Genomic DNA, 17310 nt, shown 5'->3' on the forward strand with positions numbered 1-17310 from the left:
TTTCAATGTTTGTTATCTAAATCTATATAAGAAAAGAGGAGTTAGTAATGTCAGGACATTCAAAATGGCATAACATTCAAGGGCGTAAAAACGCTCAGGATGCCAAGCGTGGCAAGATTTTCCAAAAGATTTCTCGTGACTTGTACCAAGCCGCTAAAACAGGTGATCCTGATCCAGCAAACAACCCTCAACTGCGTCTGGTAATCGACAAGGCTCATGCAGCCAACATGCCTAAGAAGAACATTCAACGGGCAATTGAAAAGGCTACTGGTGCTGGTGGTGCCAAGTTTGAAGAAGTTACTTACGAAGGCTATGGCCCAGGTGGGGTTGCAGTGATGGTCTTTGCCTTGACTGACAACAAGAACCGGACGGCCGCTGCAGTACGTTCTGCATTTACTCATTCCGGCGGTTCGCTGGGTGCCAGTGGCTCTGTTTCCTACATGTTTGATCGCAAGGGCTTGATTGAAATTCTGCGTGACGGTCTCGACAAGAGCGAAGACGACATGCTGATGGATGCTCTGGATGCCGGTGCTGAAGACATGAAGGCTACTGACGACAAGTTCCAGATCTTCACGGCACCAAGCGACATGACCAGCGTTCGTGATGCTTTGCAAGAACAAGGCTACGAACTGGACACGGCTGAAGTAACGATGATCCCTCAAAACACGACGGTTGTTCCTAGCGACAAGGTCAGTCAATACAAGCACTTGATTGACGAACTGACTGACAACGACGATGTTGCCGACATTTATGAAGCTGGGGTTATCGAAGACGATGACGATGCTGAATAGTTTCGTTTTTAGGCGCGGGCAATAATGCCTGCGTCTTTTTTTCTCCAAAGCATTCAATATTTAACAATGTCAGGTAATGCATTTCGGTATTTTAATGCTAATCTTTAGAAGATCACGCCAACAGCGACGCTTACAGTCGAGAGTGGCGTGATTTTTTTATTAGAAAACTTTTGCAAGCGAATAATCGGCATTAAAAAAATATCATCCTGCTTCTTTTGGCATATAGCATTGTTAGAGGAGGGATAATTTTGAAAAGCGAGTTCTCAAGAGACATTGCGGTTTTAATTCGCTACCGGGTGTCGGATCTCTATGTTCTGCCATATCGCAGCTACTATCGACTTTTAATCATGCATGAGGGCCAGCTGCAGCTTTATCAGCAATGGCCATTACCACTTGGCAAGCGTTTGATTGCATATTTAAAGTATCGTGCTGATATGTCAGTCAGTGAGCATCGTCGCCCACAGTCAGGATCGCTTTGCTGGCACGCGCCTAGGGGAAAGGTAGACTTAAGATTATCGTCGGTTGGTGACTGTCGTGGACAGGAGTCACTGGTGGTACGTTTTATCTATCGTTTATGCAATGATTATCGGATGCTGGTACCGCCGCAATGGCAAAAACTGCAGCAGACTGCTAAAAAACGGGGGTTGATGCTGTTTGCCGGACCAATGGGATCAGGAAAGACAACGACGATGTATCATCTGGCGCGTCAGTTCGTTGACCAGTGTGTTGTTATGACGATAGAGGATCCGGTTGAGATTACCGAGCCAATGTTTATTCAGCTGCAGGTCAACGAATTGGCTGAGATGGGCTATCAGCAGCTGCTTAAGGTTGGCTTGCGGCATCGACCACAGATCTTTATCATTGGCGAGATTCGTGATCCACAAACGGCACAGATGGCAGTTCAAGCAGCCTTAAGCGGTCATCTGGTCATGGCAACCGTGCATGCCAGAAATGTCTACGGAGCGTTGACTCGTCTAGAACAGCTGAACGTCGATGACTTTTATCTGCAGCAGGCGGTCAGCTGTGTCTGCTATCAACGACTCTTGCCGACTGTAAAAAAACAATTGGCGGTACTCTTTGATCTATTGGCTGATGATGCATTGCAGGAAAGTTTTACAAAGCGAAAGGTGGGGATGACCGATGCTTGGCAGCAGCAGCTTAAAAATTGCGTGGCCAAGGGCTGTGTGGAAAAGAGCGTGGCCCAGTCATACCAAGCCGGTTAATTTTAAAGCCGGTCAACAGGCTGATTGGTTTTTACTGATGCATGATTTGTTAGCGGTTGGCTTCTCGCTGCAGCATGCAGTTCAATTCTCACAGCGAGCCTATCCGCAGCAGGCTGCTTTTTTTTCAAAAATTGATCAGCAGCTTAGGGCCGGTCGTCTGCTGGCAGATGCGTTAAAGCCATATTTAAGAATTGAGCTTTACTATCAGCTTTTGCTGGCTGAGCAGCATGGCAGTCTTTCGATAACGCTAAAAGAGATTGGTCAGTATTTACAGGTCCAAAAGCAGCAGCATCGTCAGCTAAAGACGCTTTTGGAATATCCGCTGATTTTATTGGTGATGCTGGGGACGATTTTGGCGGCTTTGCTGATTTTTGTTTTTCCCGAGCTGCAAAGCTGGCAGCAGCAGAATCAGCTGCCAATCGGCGAGCAATGGCCAATTGGTGAAACACTGATAATTACAGGCGGTGTTTTTTTTAGCTATGGAGGATTGGTGGCAATTCACTGGCGGCATATGTCAACGCTAAAAAAAGTAAGACATCAGTGTCGCTGGCCGCTGTTTGGCAAAATCTTTCGTGAATACTATGGTTATTATCTGACGTCCAATTTAGCTATTTTGCTGCAGCATGGTTTCTCTTTGCATGAAATATGCCAACTGACGAATAAATTTGATGATGATTCGTTATTGCATCAGGTTGGTCAGGCAGCATTTGAGCTCAGCTCGCAGGGAAGACAGTTGACCGACCTAATCTTGAAAGCACCTTTCTTACCGGATGAACTGGCTATTTTTATCAATCGTGGCTTGACCAATGAACAATTAGGCCAGGAACTGACTTTATTTTCCAAGCTCAAGTTTAAAAAATTTCGGCAGTCAACGATGCATATTCTGGTATTGGTGCAGCCAGCGCTTTTTATTTTGATTGCTGCTGGGATTTTTTTAATGTATCTCAGTATTCTTTTGCCAATCTATCACTCACTGCAGGAGGTTTACTAAGATGTTAAAGAAGCAGAAACGGCACGCGTTTACGCTATTGGAGATGGCCATCGTCTTATTTATTATCAGTCTGTTGGTGCTGATTATTTTGCCAAATCTTAGCACACAGCGTGAACATGCAACCAAGATTCATGAAAATGCCATGACCAATGTCGTCCAGACCCAGCTTGATCTGTATGAAAATGATACCGGACAAAAAGCCCAAAGCATAGATCAGCTGGTTGAAAATCAATATCTAACCTCAGCTCAGGCACAAAAAGCAGCTAGTGAGCACATTAAAGTCGTCAATGGAAAGGCTGAGCGAAAATGAAAATTCGCCGGCCAGCCTTTACTCTGTTGGAAATGATAATTGTCTTGGGAATTGCTGCGTTGACGATGCTGATTGGCTGGCCCTCAATGCAGCGAACCATTCAGAAAAACGAAGAGCGTCAGTTTTGGCAGACCTTTCGTCAAGCATGGCAGGCAGCTCAGGTACGATCAAAGACCAGTAACGAGTCAACCCATGTTTTTTACCTAAAAAGCCACAGTCAGGTTGTCTTTTCCTGGGCAAGCGGCACCGAGCATATAAATGTGCCAAGTACGTTGTCGGTCAGACGGTTCAATGATATCGAGATGAAAAAAACGGGCTATGTCAGTCCACAGACAGAGGAGTTTGTTTCAACCTTGGACAATACGGATTATCAAATCAGAATTCAGTTGGCATGGGGGAGTTATCATGTACATGCAACGCAAAAAAAGGCATCGGGCAGTCATGCTGGGTGAGAGTGTAACGGCATTGGCGATTGCCGCGCTCAGTATCGTTTGTTTAATGACTGGCCTAAATGAATTGAATCATCAAAGAAAACTGGCTGATGAACAGCTGGCAGCAAGTCGACTGGCTAAAGAGGCCAGTGATGCTCTCAAAAGCCACCAAGGCCGCGTCAGGATCATTCGAGCTCAGCTAGTGGCAACCGCTGATCATAGTAGGGTAGTCGTTGAACGATCGGGAAAGTGCATTCTAAAACTGGAAAGGCGGTAATGGCTTGAGACGATCAGCATTTACGCTGGCAGAAAGCATGATGGCGCTACTGATCAGTATGGTGACAGTTTTGGCGTTGGGGCAGACTATCAAGATTGTTGATCAAGTCAATCAGCGTGCTTTGGATATGCCGACGGATTGGTATTTATTCGTAACCGAGCTGGAATTATCGGATCGGCATTTCAGTCTTTATCGATGTCAGGATGAACAGCATGCGGTGCTGTATGGAGCTGCCACCAAGAAGTATTATGAGCTGACGGCTGAAAATGGTCGAATATTCCTACGGCTGCAGCATGGTGGTGGTTATTTGCCAATGCTTTATCAGGTTCAAGCGGCAACATTTAAACAGCTTGGCAGGCAGCGGTTAGAAATTGAGGTGAAAAGAAGCAATGGATATCGGCAAACAGCGGTTATCTGTCTGGCACCGTCGCAAAAGCAGTACGCTGCTGGCGGCGATGATCATGCTGAGTATTACGACAGCAGCCGTTTTGGCTCAGTATCGATATCAGGCTGGCCAAGCAAAACTGATTCATCGTCTTAGCGACCAATTCATTGCACAGACAATGCTAAATTTGACTGATGGCAAAGATAATGCGGACTTTAATAAAGGAATCGTCAAGCACGAGGACAGGCTGACAATCGTCTGTCTCAATGACGGATCATCTTTTAAGTTTCAAGAAGACGAGGCGCTTCCTTGAATTTATCGGTAAAAATAGGTAAACTAATTTCGTACGACGAATGAGGATGGGAGTGACCAAAACTGGCAACACCAGAACAACTATTTGTACCATTTGATCGCGCAACGGAACTGTTACAGGCAGATTTGAACAGCTCTTATCTTGATGCATTTCTCGAAAATGCTGAAAATCTGGTTGATAATGGCAAGGTTCGTGTCGAGGATGGTTTGCCTAAGCCAGAGACGGTTGCTGAGTTAAACAAGCTATATCAGCAGCTGGATCTTTTGCATACCGACCGCGAGACAGTACGACGTCTTCTACAGCTGGATCTGTTAAAAGTGATTCGTAAGGATGCGATTCAAGCCAATCATCAAATGACGCCCGATACTTTGGGAATCATGATGGCCTATTTGATTGAAAAAATCATTGATCGCAATCATCCATATACGATTTTTGATCCGGCAGTAGGCACGGCTAATCTGCTAACAACGGTCATGAACCACCTGCAAGAGGCCATTGATCAGCCAGTACAGGGATACGGGATCGATAATGATGATGAGCTGCTGGCAGTTGCCAGCGTCAGCGTCTCATTACAAAGAGAGCCGGTTGAGCTGTTTCACCAAGATGCCATTGAGCCTTTGACGATTCCGCAAAGTGATTTGGCGGTTTCAGATCTGCCAGTTGGATACTACCCGCTTGATGAAAATACAAAAAATTATCAGACCCGTGCTGAAAAAGGACATTCATACGTTCATCATCTGTTGATCGAACAATCAATGAATTACCTTAAACCAGGCGGCTTTGGCGTATTTTTGGTACCGTCGAATCTCTTCCAGACTGAAGAGACGATGGGCTTTGTTAAGTGGATCCACTCGGTAGCGCATTTCCAAGGATTAATCAATCTGCCAGCTGATCTTTTTAAGAATCAAGCTGCTCAAAAATCGATTCTTCTTTTGCAGCGTCAAGGTGGTGGCAGTCATCAAGCCAAACAGGTTTTGTTGGGCAGTTTTCCGTCAGTCAAGAAGCGTGCTGAATTTGTAGCCTTTATGAATCAGATTGATGCATGGGTAGCTGCAAATCTTAAAAGTTGAGAGTTAGTAAAAGGAGAGATTACGCCAATGTCAAAAACGATTGCTGTTAATGCCGGCAGTTCGACCGTCAAGTTCAAGCTGTTTGACATGCCAAGCGAAGAAGTAGTAGCAGAAGGTCAGATTGAACGTATCGGTCTGGAAGTTGGCCATGCCGAAATCAAGTATGGTGACGGTCAAAAGCTGAAAGAAGATAAGCCATTTGCTGACCACGAAGCCGCAGTTCAATATCTGCTCAAGCAGCTGCTGGATTTGAAGATCGTTGCCAGCTATGATGAAATTACGGCTGTTGGTCACCGGATTGTTGCTGGTGGTGAATACTTTAAGGATTCGGTTGTCATCGATGAAGACGTTATGAATAAGATCGATGCGCTGGCTGAATATGCACCATTGCATGACCCAGCTGAATTACAAGGTATTAAGGCTTTTAAGGAAGTCTTGCCGGATGCATTTGCAGTTGCCGTTTTTGACACTGCTTTTCATGCCAATATGCCAAAAATGAATGCCCTTTATAGTGTTCCTTATGAATGGTACGAGAAGTACGGTGCCCGCAAGTATGGTGCTCATGGTACCAGTCACCGTTACGTAGCGGCCCGGGCAGCTGAAATGCTTGGTCGACCATTGGAAGAACTAAAGCTGATTACCTGCCACATTGGTGCTGGGGCTTCGATTACTGCTATTAAGGGTGGCAAGTCCTTTGACACTTCAATGGGCTTTTCGCCATTAGCCGGGGTTACGATGGCCACTCGCTCTGGGGATGTTGATCCATCGCTGGTTGCTTTCGTCCAAAAGAAGCTGGGCGTTTCTAGCGATGAAATGGTTGACATGCTTAACCACAAATCCGGTCTGCTGGGGATTTCTGGAGTTTCCAGCGACATGCGCGATGTTGAAAAGGCCAAAAACGAAGGCAACGAGCGCGCACAGTTGGCTTGGGACATCTATGTCAACCGGATCGTTCGCTATATCGGCGCCTACATTGCTGAACTGGGTGGAGCAGATGCCATTGTCTTTACTGCGGGCGTTGGTGAAAACAGCATCACCGTTCGTCAGGCCGTAGCTGACAAGCTGGGCTACTTTGGTATTGCAATTGACCCAGAAAAGAACAACATTCGTGGCGTAGAGCGTGATCTGTCGACTGATGATGCTAAGATTAAGACGCTGCTGATTCCAACTAACGAAGAATTAATGATCGTTCATGATATCGAACGACTTAAAAAAGCCAGCAAGTAGTTGCTGTTAAAATCAAAATGGGACGCTGGCGAGCGTCCCATTTTTGTGTTTAGGAGTGATAATGATGCGTTTTGTGACTTCTGATACTCACTTTTTGGATCAGCATCTGTTAGGAGTTGACGATTTTGCGCCACGGCCTTTTGCTGATACCGAACAGATGGATGAGCAGATTATTGAACACTGGAATGCTAAGGTTGCCGAAAATGACATTGTGAGAGTGTCAATAATTTTGTGTACTTTTGAAAATCCTTCTCTGTATGAAATGCTTACTTAAATAAACATGGAATCCAAGGTATCCTTGCTTCCTCGAAATCCACGATGTGCTCGTTCTTCGAACTTGTCATTGTATTCTAGAATTTGAGTTGTCACGAATCGTTGAAGGGCATCCTCATTTGGAAACTGCTCCTTCTGGCGAATTTTCTTCTTCAACTTTTTGTTGAAAGCTTCAATCAAATTTGTTGAGTAAATTGATGCCCGAATGCTTGGCGGAAATTCGTAGAAGGTGAATAAGTTACTTAACTTACCCAATTTTCGCATCTGGTTGCTATATTTGCTTTTCCATTTCAAAATGAAGTTATCTAAAGCTTGTTTTGCTTCTTCAATTGATTCAGATTGGCGAATTTCTTTAAATTCGCTCATCAAATCTCGCATATCGCTTTTTCGCACATGTGATGTGAGATTACGAAGCACATGGACTAAGCAGCGCTGAAACTTAGCATTTGGATAAATTTCTGCAATCACATTTTCGAGCCCAATAAAACCATCGGCGATGAATAACTGAACCTGTTCAATTCCTCGATTGCGTAAACTTTCAAGTAGTTCACGCCATGCTTCACCATTTTCGTTTGGTGCTACCGAGAAGTCTAAGACTTCTTTACCGCCGTCACTACGAATTCCAATCGCGATATTAACCGCTTCGCGCTCAACAGTTCCGCGCTTGAGCGGAATATAAGTGGCGTCTAAGAACACGCAAACATACTGTGAGTGCTTAAAGGTCCTGTCATGAAACTCTTCAACCAAGTTGCCAACTTGCTTAGTAATATTTGAAACGGTAGTTGGTGAATAGTAGTCGCCATACATGCGCTCAACTAAATCAGCGATTTCACGAGTTGTGATGCCTTTGGAATACATTTTAATAATCATCGATTCCAGAGTATCTGTCCGCCGTGAATATGGTTCGAATAAAGCGTTACGAAATTTATTCTTACGATCGCGCGGAACCGTAATATTGATTGGTCCAAATTCAGTATCGATGGTTCGCTGATACGATCCGTTTCTGGCGTTGTCCCCATGAGCGGAACTGTCGTTACGCTCATAGGGTTGGTAGCCTAAGACTGCCGACAATTCTTCTTGAAGTAATGTATTGACGGTTTGTTCCAACTGATTGCGAAAGACATCTTTTAATGATGTTTTAGAGTCAGAAGATAGCGCGTCAAGAATTTCTTTGTTAAACTGGTTCATAGGGAAAGCCTCCGTTTTGATTGTGTTTAGCGATTTAATCATACGGGGAAGGCTTTCCCTTTTTCAATTTAATTTGAAAATTTACACAAAATATTTTACACTCCCGACATTGTATATCATTTAGGCGATATTGCCGTATATTTTGCCAAGCCAGCCAAGCGAGCCGATGAAGCGATTTTTGAGATTTTAAATGCGCTGCATGGTCACCTGGTGCTGATCAAAGGCAACCATGATCGCAGAGAACTGTTTAAATATCTGGCTGCTCATAATTATGACTTAAATGGTCAGCCTAAATTCAGTTTTCATGATGTTGGGGCTTTGATTAAGTATAATCATTGTCAGTACTATCTGACGCATTATCCAATGATGCTAGGGATTGCACCTCGGATTATAAATCTGCATGGTCATATTCATCACTATGCCGTTCCAGTAAAAGAAAACGTTAATGTCGGGATTGATTCCCCAGAACTGGAATATCTAAAAAAACGGCCGGCATTTGGCGAGCCCTTGACACTGGCAGAAGTTGAGACGATTGCCCGGATAAAGGCAGAAAAGCTGACTCGACATTAGATCATAGCAGTGCGTATAATGGTTTGGATATTTATTAAAACAAGAAAGGAGTGGCTGATATCAATCGCAGTAAAGTTGAAGAATACATTGAACGTCGCCAGATGCAGAGGCAAGGCGTTTTTCGGGTTCTGCAGCAAGATCAGCAGCATTTTTTGATCAATAATCATCCTTACACGCTGGTTGCTGACTACAAAAACGCTTTTAATTCTGAGGCACTTGCTGATCGTTTTAGTTCCATTCTGGGTAAGTATGACTATATAGTTGGTGATTGGGGATATGGACAGCTGCGGTTGCGTGGCTTCTATGGCCCTGATAATCCACAGTATAATCCTGAGCAGGGGATGCAGACGATTCAAGACTATCTGTATGAAGACTGCAACTTTGGCTGTGCCTATTTCATCATCCATAATCAAGAGGTGCAGCTGCCAAGAAAGAATCGGCGGTCTGGCAGACGGTTTTCAAATCGGCGCAAAGTTTCTGGGAACAGTAAAAAACATCAGTCGGGCGCAGCTGTCAAAGAGGTTCGACAATCGCTCAAGCAGCCGCCTTTAAAAGAACGTAAGAACCAGGAAGTGCGTCGCGTAAAAACCGGTAAGCATCGTCAAAAACTGATAGTAAAAAATAAGAATAATAAGCGAGAGAAAGCATGAAACAATATCAAGGCTATTTTATCGATTTAGATGGTACGGTCTATCGCGGTAAGGAAAGAATCCCAGCTGCTGCACGTTTTATCAAGCGCTTGCAGGAGCATCAGCGAGAGATTCTGTTTGTTACCAACAATAGTACTCGCAGTCCAAAAGAAGTTGCTGCCAATCTAAGAACAAATCATGATATTAACGTAACGGCGGCTAATGTATATACCTCTGCAATGGCAACCGCTGATTATTTGGTACAGCATGCTGGCCAAAAGCGCCGAGTGTACGTAATCGGGGAACGAGGACTAAAAGATGCTTTGTTAAATAAGGGCATGCAATTGACTGATCAAGATCCTGACTATGTCGTTGTTGGCTTGGATCGTAACGTGACTTATGAGCAGTTTAAGATTGCAACGCTTTGTATTCGAGCTGGTGCTGTTTTTATCGGTACGAATGGCGATACCAATCTGCCAAGCGAAGAAGGGATGATTCCGAGTGCTGGTGCTTTGGTTGAACTGGTTCGCTATGCTACACAGCAAGAACCAATCATGATCGGCAAGCCGCAAAAAACCATTGTTGAGATGGCTTTAAAGGCTAGTGGACTGAAAAAATCAGAGGTGCTGATGGTCGGTGATAACTATCAGACCGATGTCCAAGCCGGTATTAATACTGGAGTTGACACGCTCCTTGTCTATACCGGTCTTTCAAAGCCAGCCGATATTGAACATGTGGAAATTAAACCAACTTATACGGTGAAGACGCTTGATGAATGGAACGTTTAGAAAACAAATAGTTGAAGCCATTGGGACAATCCTTGCGTTGCTGTTGATAACTGTCGCGGCGGCTGGGCTTGCCCTTTTTTTAGTCTTGATGATCTCGCCGTTGATTTTAAGGATTCCATCGCACTTTTTGAATCTTTCAAATGCAGTGGTTTTAAAAGATTATCGTCATTTATTAATGTATCTTGTTCAGCCTTGGCCACAGCCGCCTTTGCACTTAGCCGGGATTCCAATGACTGAAGGTGCCGTTGAGCATTTTAGCGATGTCAGACACTTGATCATAACGGCACTTGCTATAACTGGATTGGCATTGTTTGGCGCATATGGAATCATACAGTATGAAAAAAAGACCTGGCAGCTTTGGAAACTGTCAGGTCCATTGAAGAATCTATTGGCATTGTTGATAGTCGTCGGGATGATGATTATCGTAGATTTTGATGACTTTTTTATCAAATTCCATTATCTAACTTTTTCTAATATGAATTGGGTGTTTTCACCGACCAGCAATCCAATTATTAATTTGTTTCCCGATGATTTTTTCGCGATGCTGTTTGGAATCTGGTGGCTATTCACCATCCTGCTCTTGAGTTTGATTCAATGGCGAATCAACCGTTACTTGAGCAGACTTATTTGAGAGCTTTGATTTAATAAAGCTGATTACGGCAGGCATCAGGGTAACCACGATGATTGCCAGAATGATTGCCGAGAAATGGGCCTGGACAAAAGGCAGATTACCAAAGAAATAGCCGCACGAGCAACAGATGGCAACCCAGCTTACACATCCAACGATACTGTAGCGGATAAAACGCCGATATGGGAAACCGGATCCAGCTGCAGCAAAAGGAGCAAAAGTACGAATGATTGGCATATATCGAGCCAGGATGATCGCAGGAGCACCATGTTTTTCAAAGAATGCTTCTGCTTTTTCAAGACTCTGTTTATCGATCAATTTTCCGAACCATGAGTGATTTGATAGGCTCTTGCCGATTTTTTGACCGATCAGGAAGTTAATTGAATCGCCTAAAAGACATGAAATTAAGAAGCCAAATGCAAAAATCCAGATATTTAAGTGGTAGCTTGCGTTGGCAGCTAGTGCACTGGCGGCAAATAGTAGCGAGTCACCAGGCAGAAATGGCAAAATTACCGCACCGGTTTCAATAAAAATAATCAGAAACAGGATTAGGTAGCTGGCATCGCCAAATTGATTAACAATCTGAATCAGATGGGTGTCAATGTGAAGGATAAAATCGATTAAAGTCGACATATAAAACTCCTTTTATTTTTCTTATATTCAATTATCGCTAAGATTTTAACAGCAATTAGGGCCTTTTTGAAGAATAATCGTCAAATTAAACAAAAACGTAAACAATTTTAAATCATTCAGTAAAGTCCCTTTTTATAACATAGACAATAGTACTTATTTTGGATCGTATCGATCGTAATTTGAGAATTATTTTATAGTATTGGAGCTTTAAAGTTTGTGTTTTGAAAAAACGTTTAAAAAATATGGAAATAGCGTTGACGAAAGCTCAGAATATCGGTATAGTAGTTATTGTTGTCGATGAGGCAGACGCTGATGACAATCGGATTTGCTTCTAACAGTTATTAACGACTTTAAAAATGTTGTTGACAGCTACATGACTTCATGATATATTATTCTAGTCGCTTGTTTAAAACGTTTGAAAAAAGAATTGAAAAAGTTCTTGACAAATAACTAACAAGTGTTAAAATAATAAATGTTGTAACTGATCAATTAAATCGGTTACATGGTAGACCTTTGAAAACTGAATACAGTTTCGACGAACACAAATGTGCAGGGTCATCAATCATTACGATTGATGCAAAAACATTTGCGAAGTCAATTCGCTTAATTTAAATTTGAGCTTTTCAAGTTCTTATATTTTATATGAGAGTTTGATCCTGGCTCAGGATGAACGCCGGCGGTGTGCCTAATACATGCAAGTCGAACGCGTTGGCCCAACTGATTGGACGTGCTTGCACGGACTTGACGTTGGTTTACCAGCGAGTGGCGGACGGGTGAGTAACACGTAGGTAACCTGCCCCAAAGCGGGGGATAACATTTGGAAACAGATGCTAATACCGCATAACAATTTGAATCGCATGATTCAAATTTAAAAGATGGCTTCGGCTATCACTTTGGGATGGACCTGCGGCGCATTAGCTTGTTGGTAGGGTAACGGCCTACCAAGGCTGTGATGCGTAGCCGAGTTGAGAGACTGATCGGCCACAATGGAACTGAGACACGGTCCATACTCCTACGGGAGGCAGCAGTAGGGAATCTTCCACAATGGGCGCAAGCCTGATGGAGCAACACCGCGTGAGTGAAGAAGGGTTTCGGCTCATAAAGCTCTGTTGTTAGAGAAGAACGTGCGTGAGAGCAACTGTTCACGCAGTGACGGTATCTAACCAGAAAGTCACGGCTAACTACGTGCCAGCAGCCGCGGTAATACGTAGGTGGCAAGCGTTATCCGGATTTATTGGGCGTAAAGCGAGCGCAGGCGGTTTGATAAGTCTGATGTGAAAGCCTTTGGCTTAACCAAAGAAGTGCATCGGAAACTGTCAGACTTGAGTGCAGAAGAGGACAGTGGAACTCCATGTGTAGCGGTGGAATGCGTAGATATATGGAAGAACACCAGTGGCGAAGGCGGCTGTCTGGTCTGCAACTGACGCTGAGGCTCGAAAGCATGGGTAGCGAACAGGATTAGATACCCTGGTAGTCCATGCCGTAAACGATGAGTGCTAGGTGTTGGAGGGTTTCCGCCCTTCAGTGCCGCAGCTAACGCATTAAGCACTCCGCCTGGGGAGTACGACCGCAAGGTTGAAACTCAAAGGAATTGACGGGGGCCCGCACAAGCGGTGGAGCATGTGGTTTAATTCGAAGCTACGCGAAGAACCTTACCAGGTCTTGACATCTTGCGCTAACCCTAGAGATAGGGCGTTTCCTTCGGGAACGCAATGACAGGTGGTGCATGGTCGTCGTCAGCTCGTGTCGTGAGATGTTGGGTTAAGTCCCGCAACGAGCGCAACCCTTGTTACTAGTTGCCAGCATTCAGTTGGGCACTCTAGTGAGACTGCCGGTGGCAAACCGGAGGAAGGTGGGGACGACGTCAGATCATCATGCCCCTTATGACCTGGGCTACACACGTGCTACAATGGACGGTACAACGAGTCGCGAACTCGCGAGGGCAAGCTAATCTCTTAAAACCGTTCTCAGTTCGGACTGCAGGCTGCAACTCGCCTGCACGAAGTCGGAATCGCTAGTAATCGCGGATCAGCATGCCGCGGTGAATACGTTCCCGGGCCTTGTACACACCGCCCGTCACACCATGAGAGTTTGCAACACCCAAAGTCGGTGGGGTAACCCTTCGGGGAGCTAGCCGCCTAAGGTGGGGCAGATGATTAGGGTGAAGTCGTAACAAGGTAGCCGTAGGAGAACCTGCGGCTGGATCACCTCCTTTCTAAGGAATTAATCGGAAACCTGCACATTCGTTGAAACTGCGTTCAGTTTTGAGGGGTTTACCACCTCATCTCAATAATCGTTCGCTTGTTGGGTCTATAGCTCAGTTGGTTAGAGCGCACGCCTGATAAGCGTGAGGTCGGTGGTTCGAGTCCACTTAGACCCATATATGGGGAATTAGCTCAGCTGGGAGAGCACCTGCTTTGCAAGCAGGAGGTCATCGGTTCGATCCCGTTATTCTCCATTGCCAGTCGTTTGACTGGTGCTTGTACTTTGAAAACTAAATAATATTTATTTCTTTATTCACAATTAAACCGAGAACACCGCGTTATTTGAGTTTTATTAACGAAATTAATCGCATACTCAATAACTGAGGTGATCGTAAGATCATCAAGGTTAAGTTATGAAGGGCGCATGGTGAATGCCTTGGTACTAGGAGCCGATGAAGGACGGGACTAACACCGATATGCTTCGGGGAGCGGTAAGTACGCTTTGATCCGGAGATTTCCGAATGGGGAAACCCAATCATCTTAGTCGATGATTGCCTGAGCAGTGAATACATAGCTGTCAGGCGGTAGACGCAGTGAACTGAAACATCTAAGTAGCTGCAGGAAGAGAAAGAAAATTCGATTCCCTGAGTAGCGGCGAGCGAAACGGGAAGAGCCCAAACCAACGAGCTTGCTTGTTGGGGTTGTAGGACTGAACATTTGAGTTACCAAAGTGCGACGTAGTTGAAGTCGTTGGGAAGCGACGCCAAAGATGGTGATAGCCCAGTAAATGAAACGTCACACTCTCAGTTCAGGATCCTGAGTACGGCGGGACACGTGAAACCCCGTCGGAATCCGCGAGGACCATCTCGCAAGGCTAAATACTCCCTAGTGACCGATAGTGAACCAGTACCGTGAGGGAAAGGTGAAAAGCACCCCGGGAGGGGAGTGAAACAGTTCCTGAAACCATGTGCCTACAAGCTGTCGGAGCACATTTACGTGTGACGGCGTGCCTCTTGCAGAATGAACCGGCGAGTCATGATTGCGTGCAAGGTTAAGGTGGAAAAACCGGAGCCGCAGCGAAAGCGAGTCTGAAATGGGCGTACGAAGTACGCAGTTATGTACCCGAAACCAGGTGACCTACCCATGTCCAGGTTGAAGGTGCGGTAAAACGCACTGGAGGACCGAACCCGTATCAGTTGAAAATGGTTGGGATGAGGTGTGGGTAGCGGTGAAATTCCAAACGAACTTGGAGATAGCTGGTTCTCTCCGAAATCTCTTTAGGGGGAGCCTCGAGGTTTAGAATCATGGAGGTAGAGCACTGTTTGGACTAGGGGCCCGTCATGGGTTACTGACTTCAGATAAACTCCGAATGCCATTGATTTTTACTCGGGAGTCACACGGTGAGTGATAAGATCCATCGTGGAAAGGGGAACAGCCCAGATCATCAGCTAAGGTCCCTAAATATATGCTAAGTGGAAAAGGATGTGGAATTGCACAGACAACTAGGATGTTGGCTCAGAAGCAGCCATCATTTAAAGAGTGCGTAATAGCTCACTAGTCGAGTGACTCTGCGCCGAAAATGTACCGGGGCTAAGCATATTACCGAAGCTATGGATGCATCCATCAGGATGCGTGGTAGGAGAGCGTTCCAAGGGCGATGAAGTCAGACCGTAAGGACTGGTGGAGCGCTTGGAAGTGAGAATGCCGGTATGAGTAGCGAAAGACAGGTGAGAATCCTGTCCACCGAATGACTAAGGTTTCCTGGGGAAGGCTCGTCCTCCCAGGGTTAGTCGGGACCTAAGTCGAGGCCGAGAGGCGTAGACGATGGACAACAGGTTGATATTCCTGTACCAGTTGATTGTGCTTGAGTGATGGAGTGACGCAGAAGGCTAAACGATCCGGACGATTGGAAGTGTCCGGCCAAGCAGCAAGTCAGTTGATGAGTCAAATGCTTATCAGCGGGTTGACAAGCTGTGATGGGGAGCGAAATTATAGTAGCGAAGTCGTTGATGTCACGCTGCCGAGAAAAGCTTCTAGCGAATAATCAACTGCCCGTACCGCAAACCGACACAGGTAGTCGAGGAGAGTATCCTAAGGTGAGCGAGCGAACTCTCGTTAAGGAACTCGGCAAAATGACCCCGTAACTTCGGGAGAAGGGGTGCTGATCGCAAGATCAGCCGCAGTGAAAAGGCCCAGGCGACTGTTTATCAAAAACACAGGTTTCTGCAAAATCGTAAGATGAAGTATAGGGGCTGACGCCTGCCCGGTGCTGGAAGGTTAAAAGGAAGAGTTAGCTTCGGCGAAGCCCTGAATTGAAGCCCCAGTAAACGGCGGCCGTAACTATAACGGTCCTAAGGTAGCGAAATTCCTTGTCGGGTAAGTTCCGACCCGCACGAAAGGCGTAACGATCTGGGCACTGTCTCAACGAGAGACTCGGTGAAATTGAATTGCCTGTGAAGATGCAGGCTACCCGCGACAGGACGGAAAGACCCCATGGAGCTTTACTGTAGCTTGATATTGAGTGCTTGTACTGCTTGTACAGGATAGGTAGGAGCCATAGAAGCCAGGACGCTAGTTTTGGCAGAGGCGTTGGTGGGATACTACCCTTGCATTATGATCACTCTAACCCGCACCACTGATCGTGGTGGGAGACAGTGTCAGGTGGGCAGTTTGACTGGGGCGGTCGCCTCCCAAAAGATAACGGAGGCGCCCAAAGGTTCGCTCAGAATGGTTGGAAATCATTCGCAGAGTGTAAAGGCACAAGCGAGCTTGACTGCGAGACAGACAGGTCGAGCAGGGACGAAAGTCGGGCTTAGTGATCCGGTGGTTCCGCATGGAAGGGCCATCGCTCAACGGATAAAAGCTACCCTGGGGATAACAGGCTTATCTCCCCCAAGAGTCCACATCGACGGGGAGGTTTGGCACCTCGATGTCGGCTCATCGCATCCTGGGGCTGTAGTCGGTCCCAAGGGTTGGGCTGTTCGCCCATTAAAGCGGTACGCGAGCTGGGTTCAGAACGTCGTGAGACAGTTCGGTCCCTATCCGTCGCGGGCGTAGGAAATTTGAGAGGACCTGTCCTTAGTACGAGAGGACCGGGATGGACATACCGCTGGTGTACCAGTTGTTCCGCCAGGAGCATCGCTGGGTAGCTATGTATGGATGAGATAAACGCTGAAAGCATCTAAGCGTGAAACTCGCCTCAAGATGAGATTTCCCATTCCTTATGGAAGTAAGACCCCTCAGAGATGATGAGGTAGATAGGATGGAAGTGGAAGTGCCGCGAGGCATGGAGCGGACCATTACTAATCGGTCGAGGACTTAACCAAGTTTAGGGTGTTTCGATTGAACGTGAGAAGAATAGATATTGTTTAGTTTTGAG

The 17310-nt window shown here is 45.7% G+C and carries 15 protein-coding genes, 2 tRNA genes, 2 rRNA genes and 1 pseudogene; 18 read left to right on the forward strand and 2 right to left on the reverse strand.

Annotation, left to right across the window (positions count from 1 at the left end; translation table 11 throughout):
* Nucleotides 1-47: 47 nt before the first annotated feature.
* From H0G69_RS02545 to H0G69_RS02590, 10 genes are all read left to right on the forward strand, one after another.
* Nucleotides 48-791 carry a YebC/PmpR family DNA-binding transcriptional regulator gene (locus tag H0G69_RS02545; RefSeq protein ID WP_006500211.1) on the forward strand — a complete coding sequence of 248 codons (744 nt, stop codon included), beginning with the start codon at nt 48-50 and terminating at the stop codon, nt 789-791.
* A gap of 248 nt (nt 792-1039) precedes the next feature.
* On the forward strand, nt 1040-2014 hold the full coding sequence (comGA, locus tag H0G69_RS02550) for a competence type IV pilus ATPase ComGA (RefSeq protein WP_052133567.1): 975 nt from the start codon (nt 1040-1042) through the stop codon (nt 2012-2014).
* Nucleotides 1974-3005, forward strand: coding sequence for a type II secretion system F family protein (locus H0G69_RS02555; RefSeq protein WP_180305114.1), 1032 nt, complete (start codon nt 1974-1976; stop codon nt 3003-3005). Before comGA ends, H0G69_RS02555 begins: the two co-directional genes overlap by 41 nt.
* A gap of 1 nt (nt 3006) precedes the next feature.
* Nucleotides 3007-3315 carry a competence type IV pilus major pilin ComGC gene (gene comGC, locus H0G69_RS02560; RefSeq protein ID WP_006500208.1) on the forward strand — a complete coding sequence of 103 codons (309 nt, stop codon included), beginning with the start codon at nt 3007-3009 and terminating at the stop codon, nt 3313-3315.
* A complete protein-coding gene (locus tag H0G69_RS02565; RefSeq protein WP_006500207.1) occupies nt 3312-3767 on the forward strand; it encodes a type II secretion system protein in 456 nt (151 codons plus the stop codon). The genes comGC and H0G69_RS02565 overlap by 4 nt, the downstream gene beginning before the upstream one ends.
* On the forward strand, nt 3727-4023 hold the full coding sequence (locus tag H0G69_RS02570) for a hypothetical protein (RefSeq protein ID WP_143113105.1): 297 nt from the start codon (nt 3727-3729) through the stop codon (nt 4021-4023). The genes H0G69_RS02565 and H0G69_RS02570 overlap by 41 nt, the downstream gene beginning before the upstream one ends.
* 4 nt (nt 4024-4027) lie before the next feature.
* A complete protein-coding gene (locus H0G69_RS02575; RefSeq protein WP_034540095.1) occupies nt 4028-4564 on the forward strand; it encodes a ComGF family competence protein in 537 nt (178 codons plus the stop codon).
* 219 nt (nt 4565-4783) lie between these two features.
* Nucleotides 4784-5791 carry a class I SAM-dependent methyltransferase gene (locus H0G69_RS02580; RefSeq protein ID WP_333486990.1) on the forward strand — a complete coding sequence of 336 codons (1008 nt, stop codon included), beginning with the start codon at nt 4784-4786 and terminating at the stop codon, nt 5789-5791.
* 27 nt (nt 5792-5818) lie between these two features.
* The gene (locus H0G69_RS02585) at nt 5819-7018 is read left to right on the forward strand and encodes an acetate/propionate family kinase (RefSeq protein WP_006500203.1); all 1200 of its coding nucleotides are present in this window, start codon (nt 5819-5821) and stop codon (nt 7016-7018) included.
* Nucleotides 7019-7082: 64 nt separating this feature from the next.
* A complete protein-coding gene (locus H0G69_RS02590; RefSeq protein ID WP_240164364.1) occupies nt 7083-7292 on the forward strand; it encodes a metallophosphoesterase family protein in 210 nt (69 codons plus the stop codon).
* On the opposite strand, the gene H0G69_RS02595 is transcribed toward H0G69_RS02590, so the two are convergent.
* Nucleotides 7289-8479 carry an IS256 family transposase gene (locus H0G69_RS02595; protein ID WP_034539119.1) on the reverse strand — a complete coding sequence of 397 codons (1191 nt, stop codon included), beginning with the start codon at nt 8477-8479 and terminating at the stop codon, nt 7289-7291. The two genes, H0G69_RS02590 and H0G69_RS02595, sit on opposite strands and share 4 nt — an antisense overlap.
* A gap of 105 nt (nt 8480-8584) precedes the next feature.
* On the opposite strand from H0G69_RS02595, the pseudogene H0G69_RS02600 reads away from it, so the two are divergent.
* The 4 genes and pseudogenes from H0G69_RS02600 to H0G69_RS02615 form a co-directional block, all read left to right on the forward strand.
* A pseudogene (locus H0G69_RS02600) lies at nt 8585-9049 on the forward strand (metallophosphoesterase); the annotation flags it as partial.
* 59 nt (nt 9050-9108) lie between these two features.
* Nucleotides 9109-9699: a YutD family protein gene (locus tag H0G69_RS02605; RefSeq protein WP_034540108.1), complete on the forward strand. Its 591-nt coding sequence runs from the start codon at nt 9109-9111 to the stop codon at nt 9697-9699.
* The gene (locus tag H0G69_RS02610) at nt 9696-10466 is read left to right on the forward strand and encodes a 5' nucleotidase NucF (protein WP_033934455.1); all 771 of its coding nucleotides are present in this window, start codon (nt 9696-9698) and stop codon (nt 10464-10466) included. The genes H0G69_RS02605 and H0G69_RS02610 overlap by 4 nt, the downstream gene beginning before the upstream one ends.
* Nucleotides 10450-11097, forward strand: coding sequence for a TIGR01906 family membrane protein (locus tag H0G69_RS02615; protein WP_180305115.1), 648 nt, complete (start codon nt 10450-10452; stop codon nt 11095-11097). The genes H0G69_RS02610 and H0G69_RS02615 overlap by 17 nt, the downstream gene beginning before the upstream one ends.
* Here the strand turns inward: H0G69_RS02615 and H0G69_RS02620 are convergent.
* Entirely contained in the window at nt 11029-11727 is a 699-nt protein-coding gene (locus tag H0G69_RS02620; RefSeq protein WP_006500198.1) for a VTT domain-containing protein, read from the reverse strand. The genes H0G69_RS02615 and H0G69_RS02620 overlap by 69 nt on opposite strands.
* A 638-nt stretch (nt 11728-12365) precedes the next feature.
* Here H0G69_RS02620 and H0G69_RS02625 point away from each other — a divergent pair.
* The 4 genes from H0G69_RS02625 to H0G69_RS02640 all read left to right on the forward strand — a co-directional run bounded on the left by H0G69_RS02625 (nt 12366) and on the right by H0G69_RS02640 (nt 17257).
* Nucleotides 12366-13942, forward strand: a 16S ribosomal RNA gene (locus H0G69_RS02625).
* Between the two features lie 91 nt (nt 13943-14033).
* Nucleotides 14034-14107 (forward strand) — tRNA-Ile (locus H0G69_RS02630).
* Nucleotides 14108-14112: 5 nt separating this feature from the next.
* Nucleotides 14113-14185 (forward strand) — tRNA-Ala (locus tag H0G69_RS02635).
* Between the two features lie 150 nt (nt 14186-14335).
* Nucleotides 14336-17257 (forward strand): 23S ribosomal RNA (locus H0G69_RS02640).
* Together the 16S and 23S rRNA genes with 2 tRNA genes alongside form the textbook arrangement of a ribosomal RNA operon.
* Nucleotides 17258-17310: the final 53 nt, after the last annotated feature.

Source organism: Limosilactobacillus mucosae, from assembly GCF_013423865.1.
Taxonomy (GTDB): domain Bacteria; phylum Bacillota; class Bacilli; order Lactobacillales; family Lactobacillaceae; genus Limosilactobacillus; species Limosilactobacillus mucosae.

What these genes read in the sequence shown, in the direction of transcription:
- H0G69_RS02545 (WP_006500211.1), top strand. Translation starts at nt 48, where the DNA reads ATGTCAGGACATTCAAAATGGCATAACATTCAAGGGCGTAAAAACGCT.
- comGC (WP_006500208.1), top strand. Translation starts at nt 3,007, where the DNA reads ATGTTAAAGAAGCAGAAACGGCACGCGTTTACGCTATTGGAGATGGCC.
- H0G69_RS02565 (WP_006500207.1), top strand. Translation starts at nt 3,312, where the DNA reads ATGAAAATTCGCCGGCCAGCCTTTACTCTGTTGGAAATGATAATTGTC.
- H0G69_RS02570 (WP_143113105.1), top strand. Translation starts at nt 3,727, where the DNA reads ATGCAACGCAAAAAAAGGCATCGGGCAGTCATGCTGGGTGAGAGTGTA.
- H0G69_RS02585 (WP_006500203.1), top strand. Translation starts at nt 5,819, where the DNA reads ATGTCAAAAACGATTGCTGTTAATGCCGGCAGTTCGACCGTCAAGTTC.
- H0G69_RS02590 (WP_240164364.1), top strand. Translation starts at nt 7,083, where the DNA reads ATGCGTTTTGTGACTTCTGATACTCACTTTTTGGATCAGCATCTGTTA.
- H0G69_RS02595 (WP_034539119.1), bottom strand. Translation starts at nt 8,479, where the DNA reads ATGAACCAGTTTAACAAAGAAATTCTTGACGCGCTATCTTCTGACTCT.
- H0G69_RS02610 (WP_033934455.1), top strand. Translation starts at nt 9,696, where the DNA reads ATGAAACAATATCAAGGCTATTTTATCGATTTAGATGGTACGGTCTAT.
- H0G69_RS02615 (WP_180305115.1), top strand. Translation starts at nt 10,450, where the DNA reads ATGAATGGAACGTTTAGAAAACAAATAGTTGAAGCCATTGGGACAATC.
- H0G69_RS02620 (WP_006500198.1), bottom strand. Translation starts at nt 11,727, where the DNA reads ATGTCGACTTTAATCGATTTTATCCTTCACATTGACACCCATCTGATT.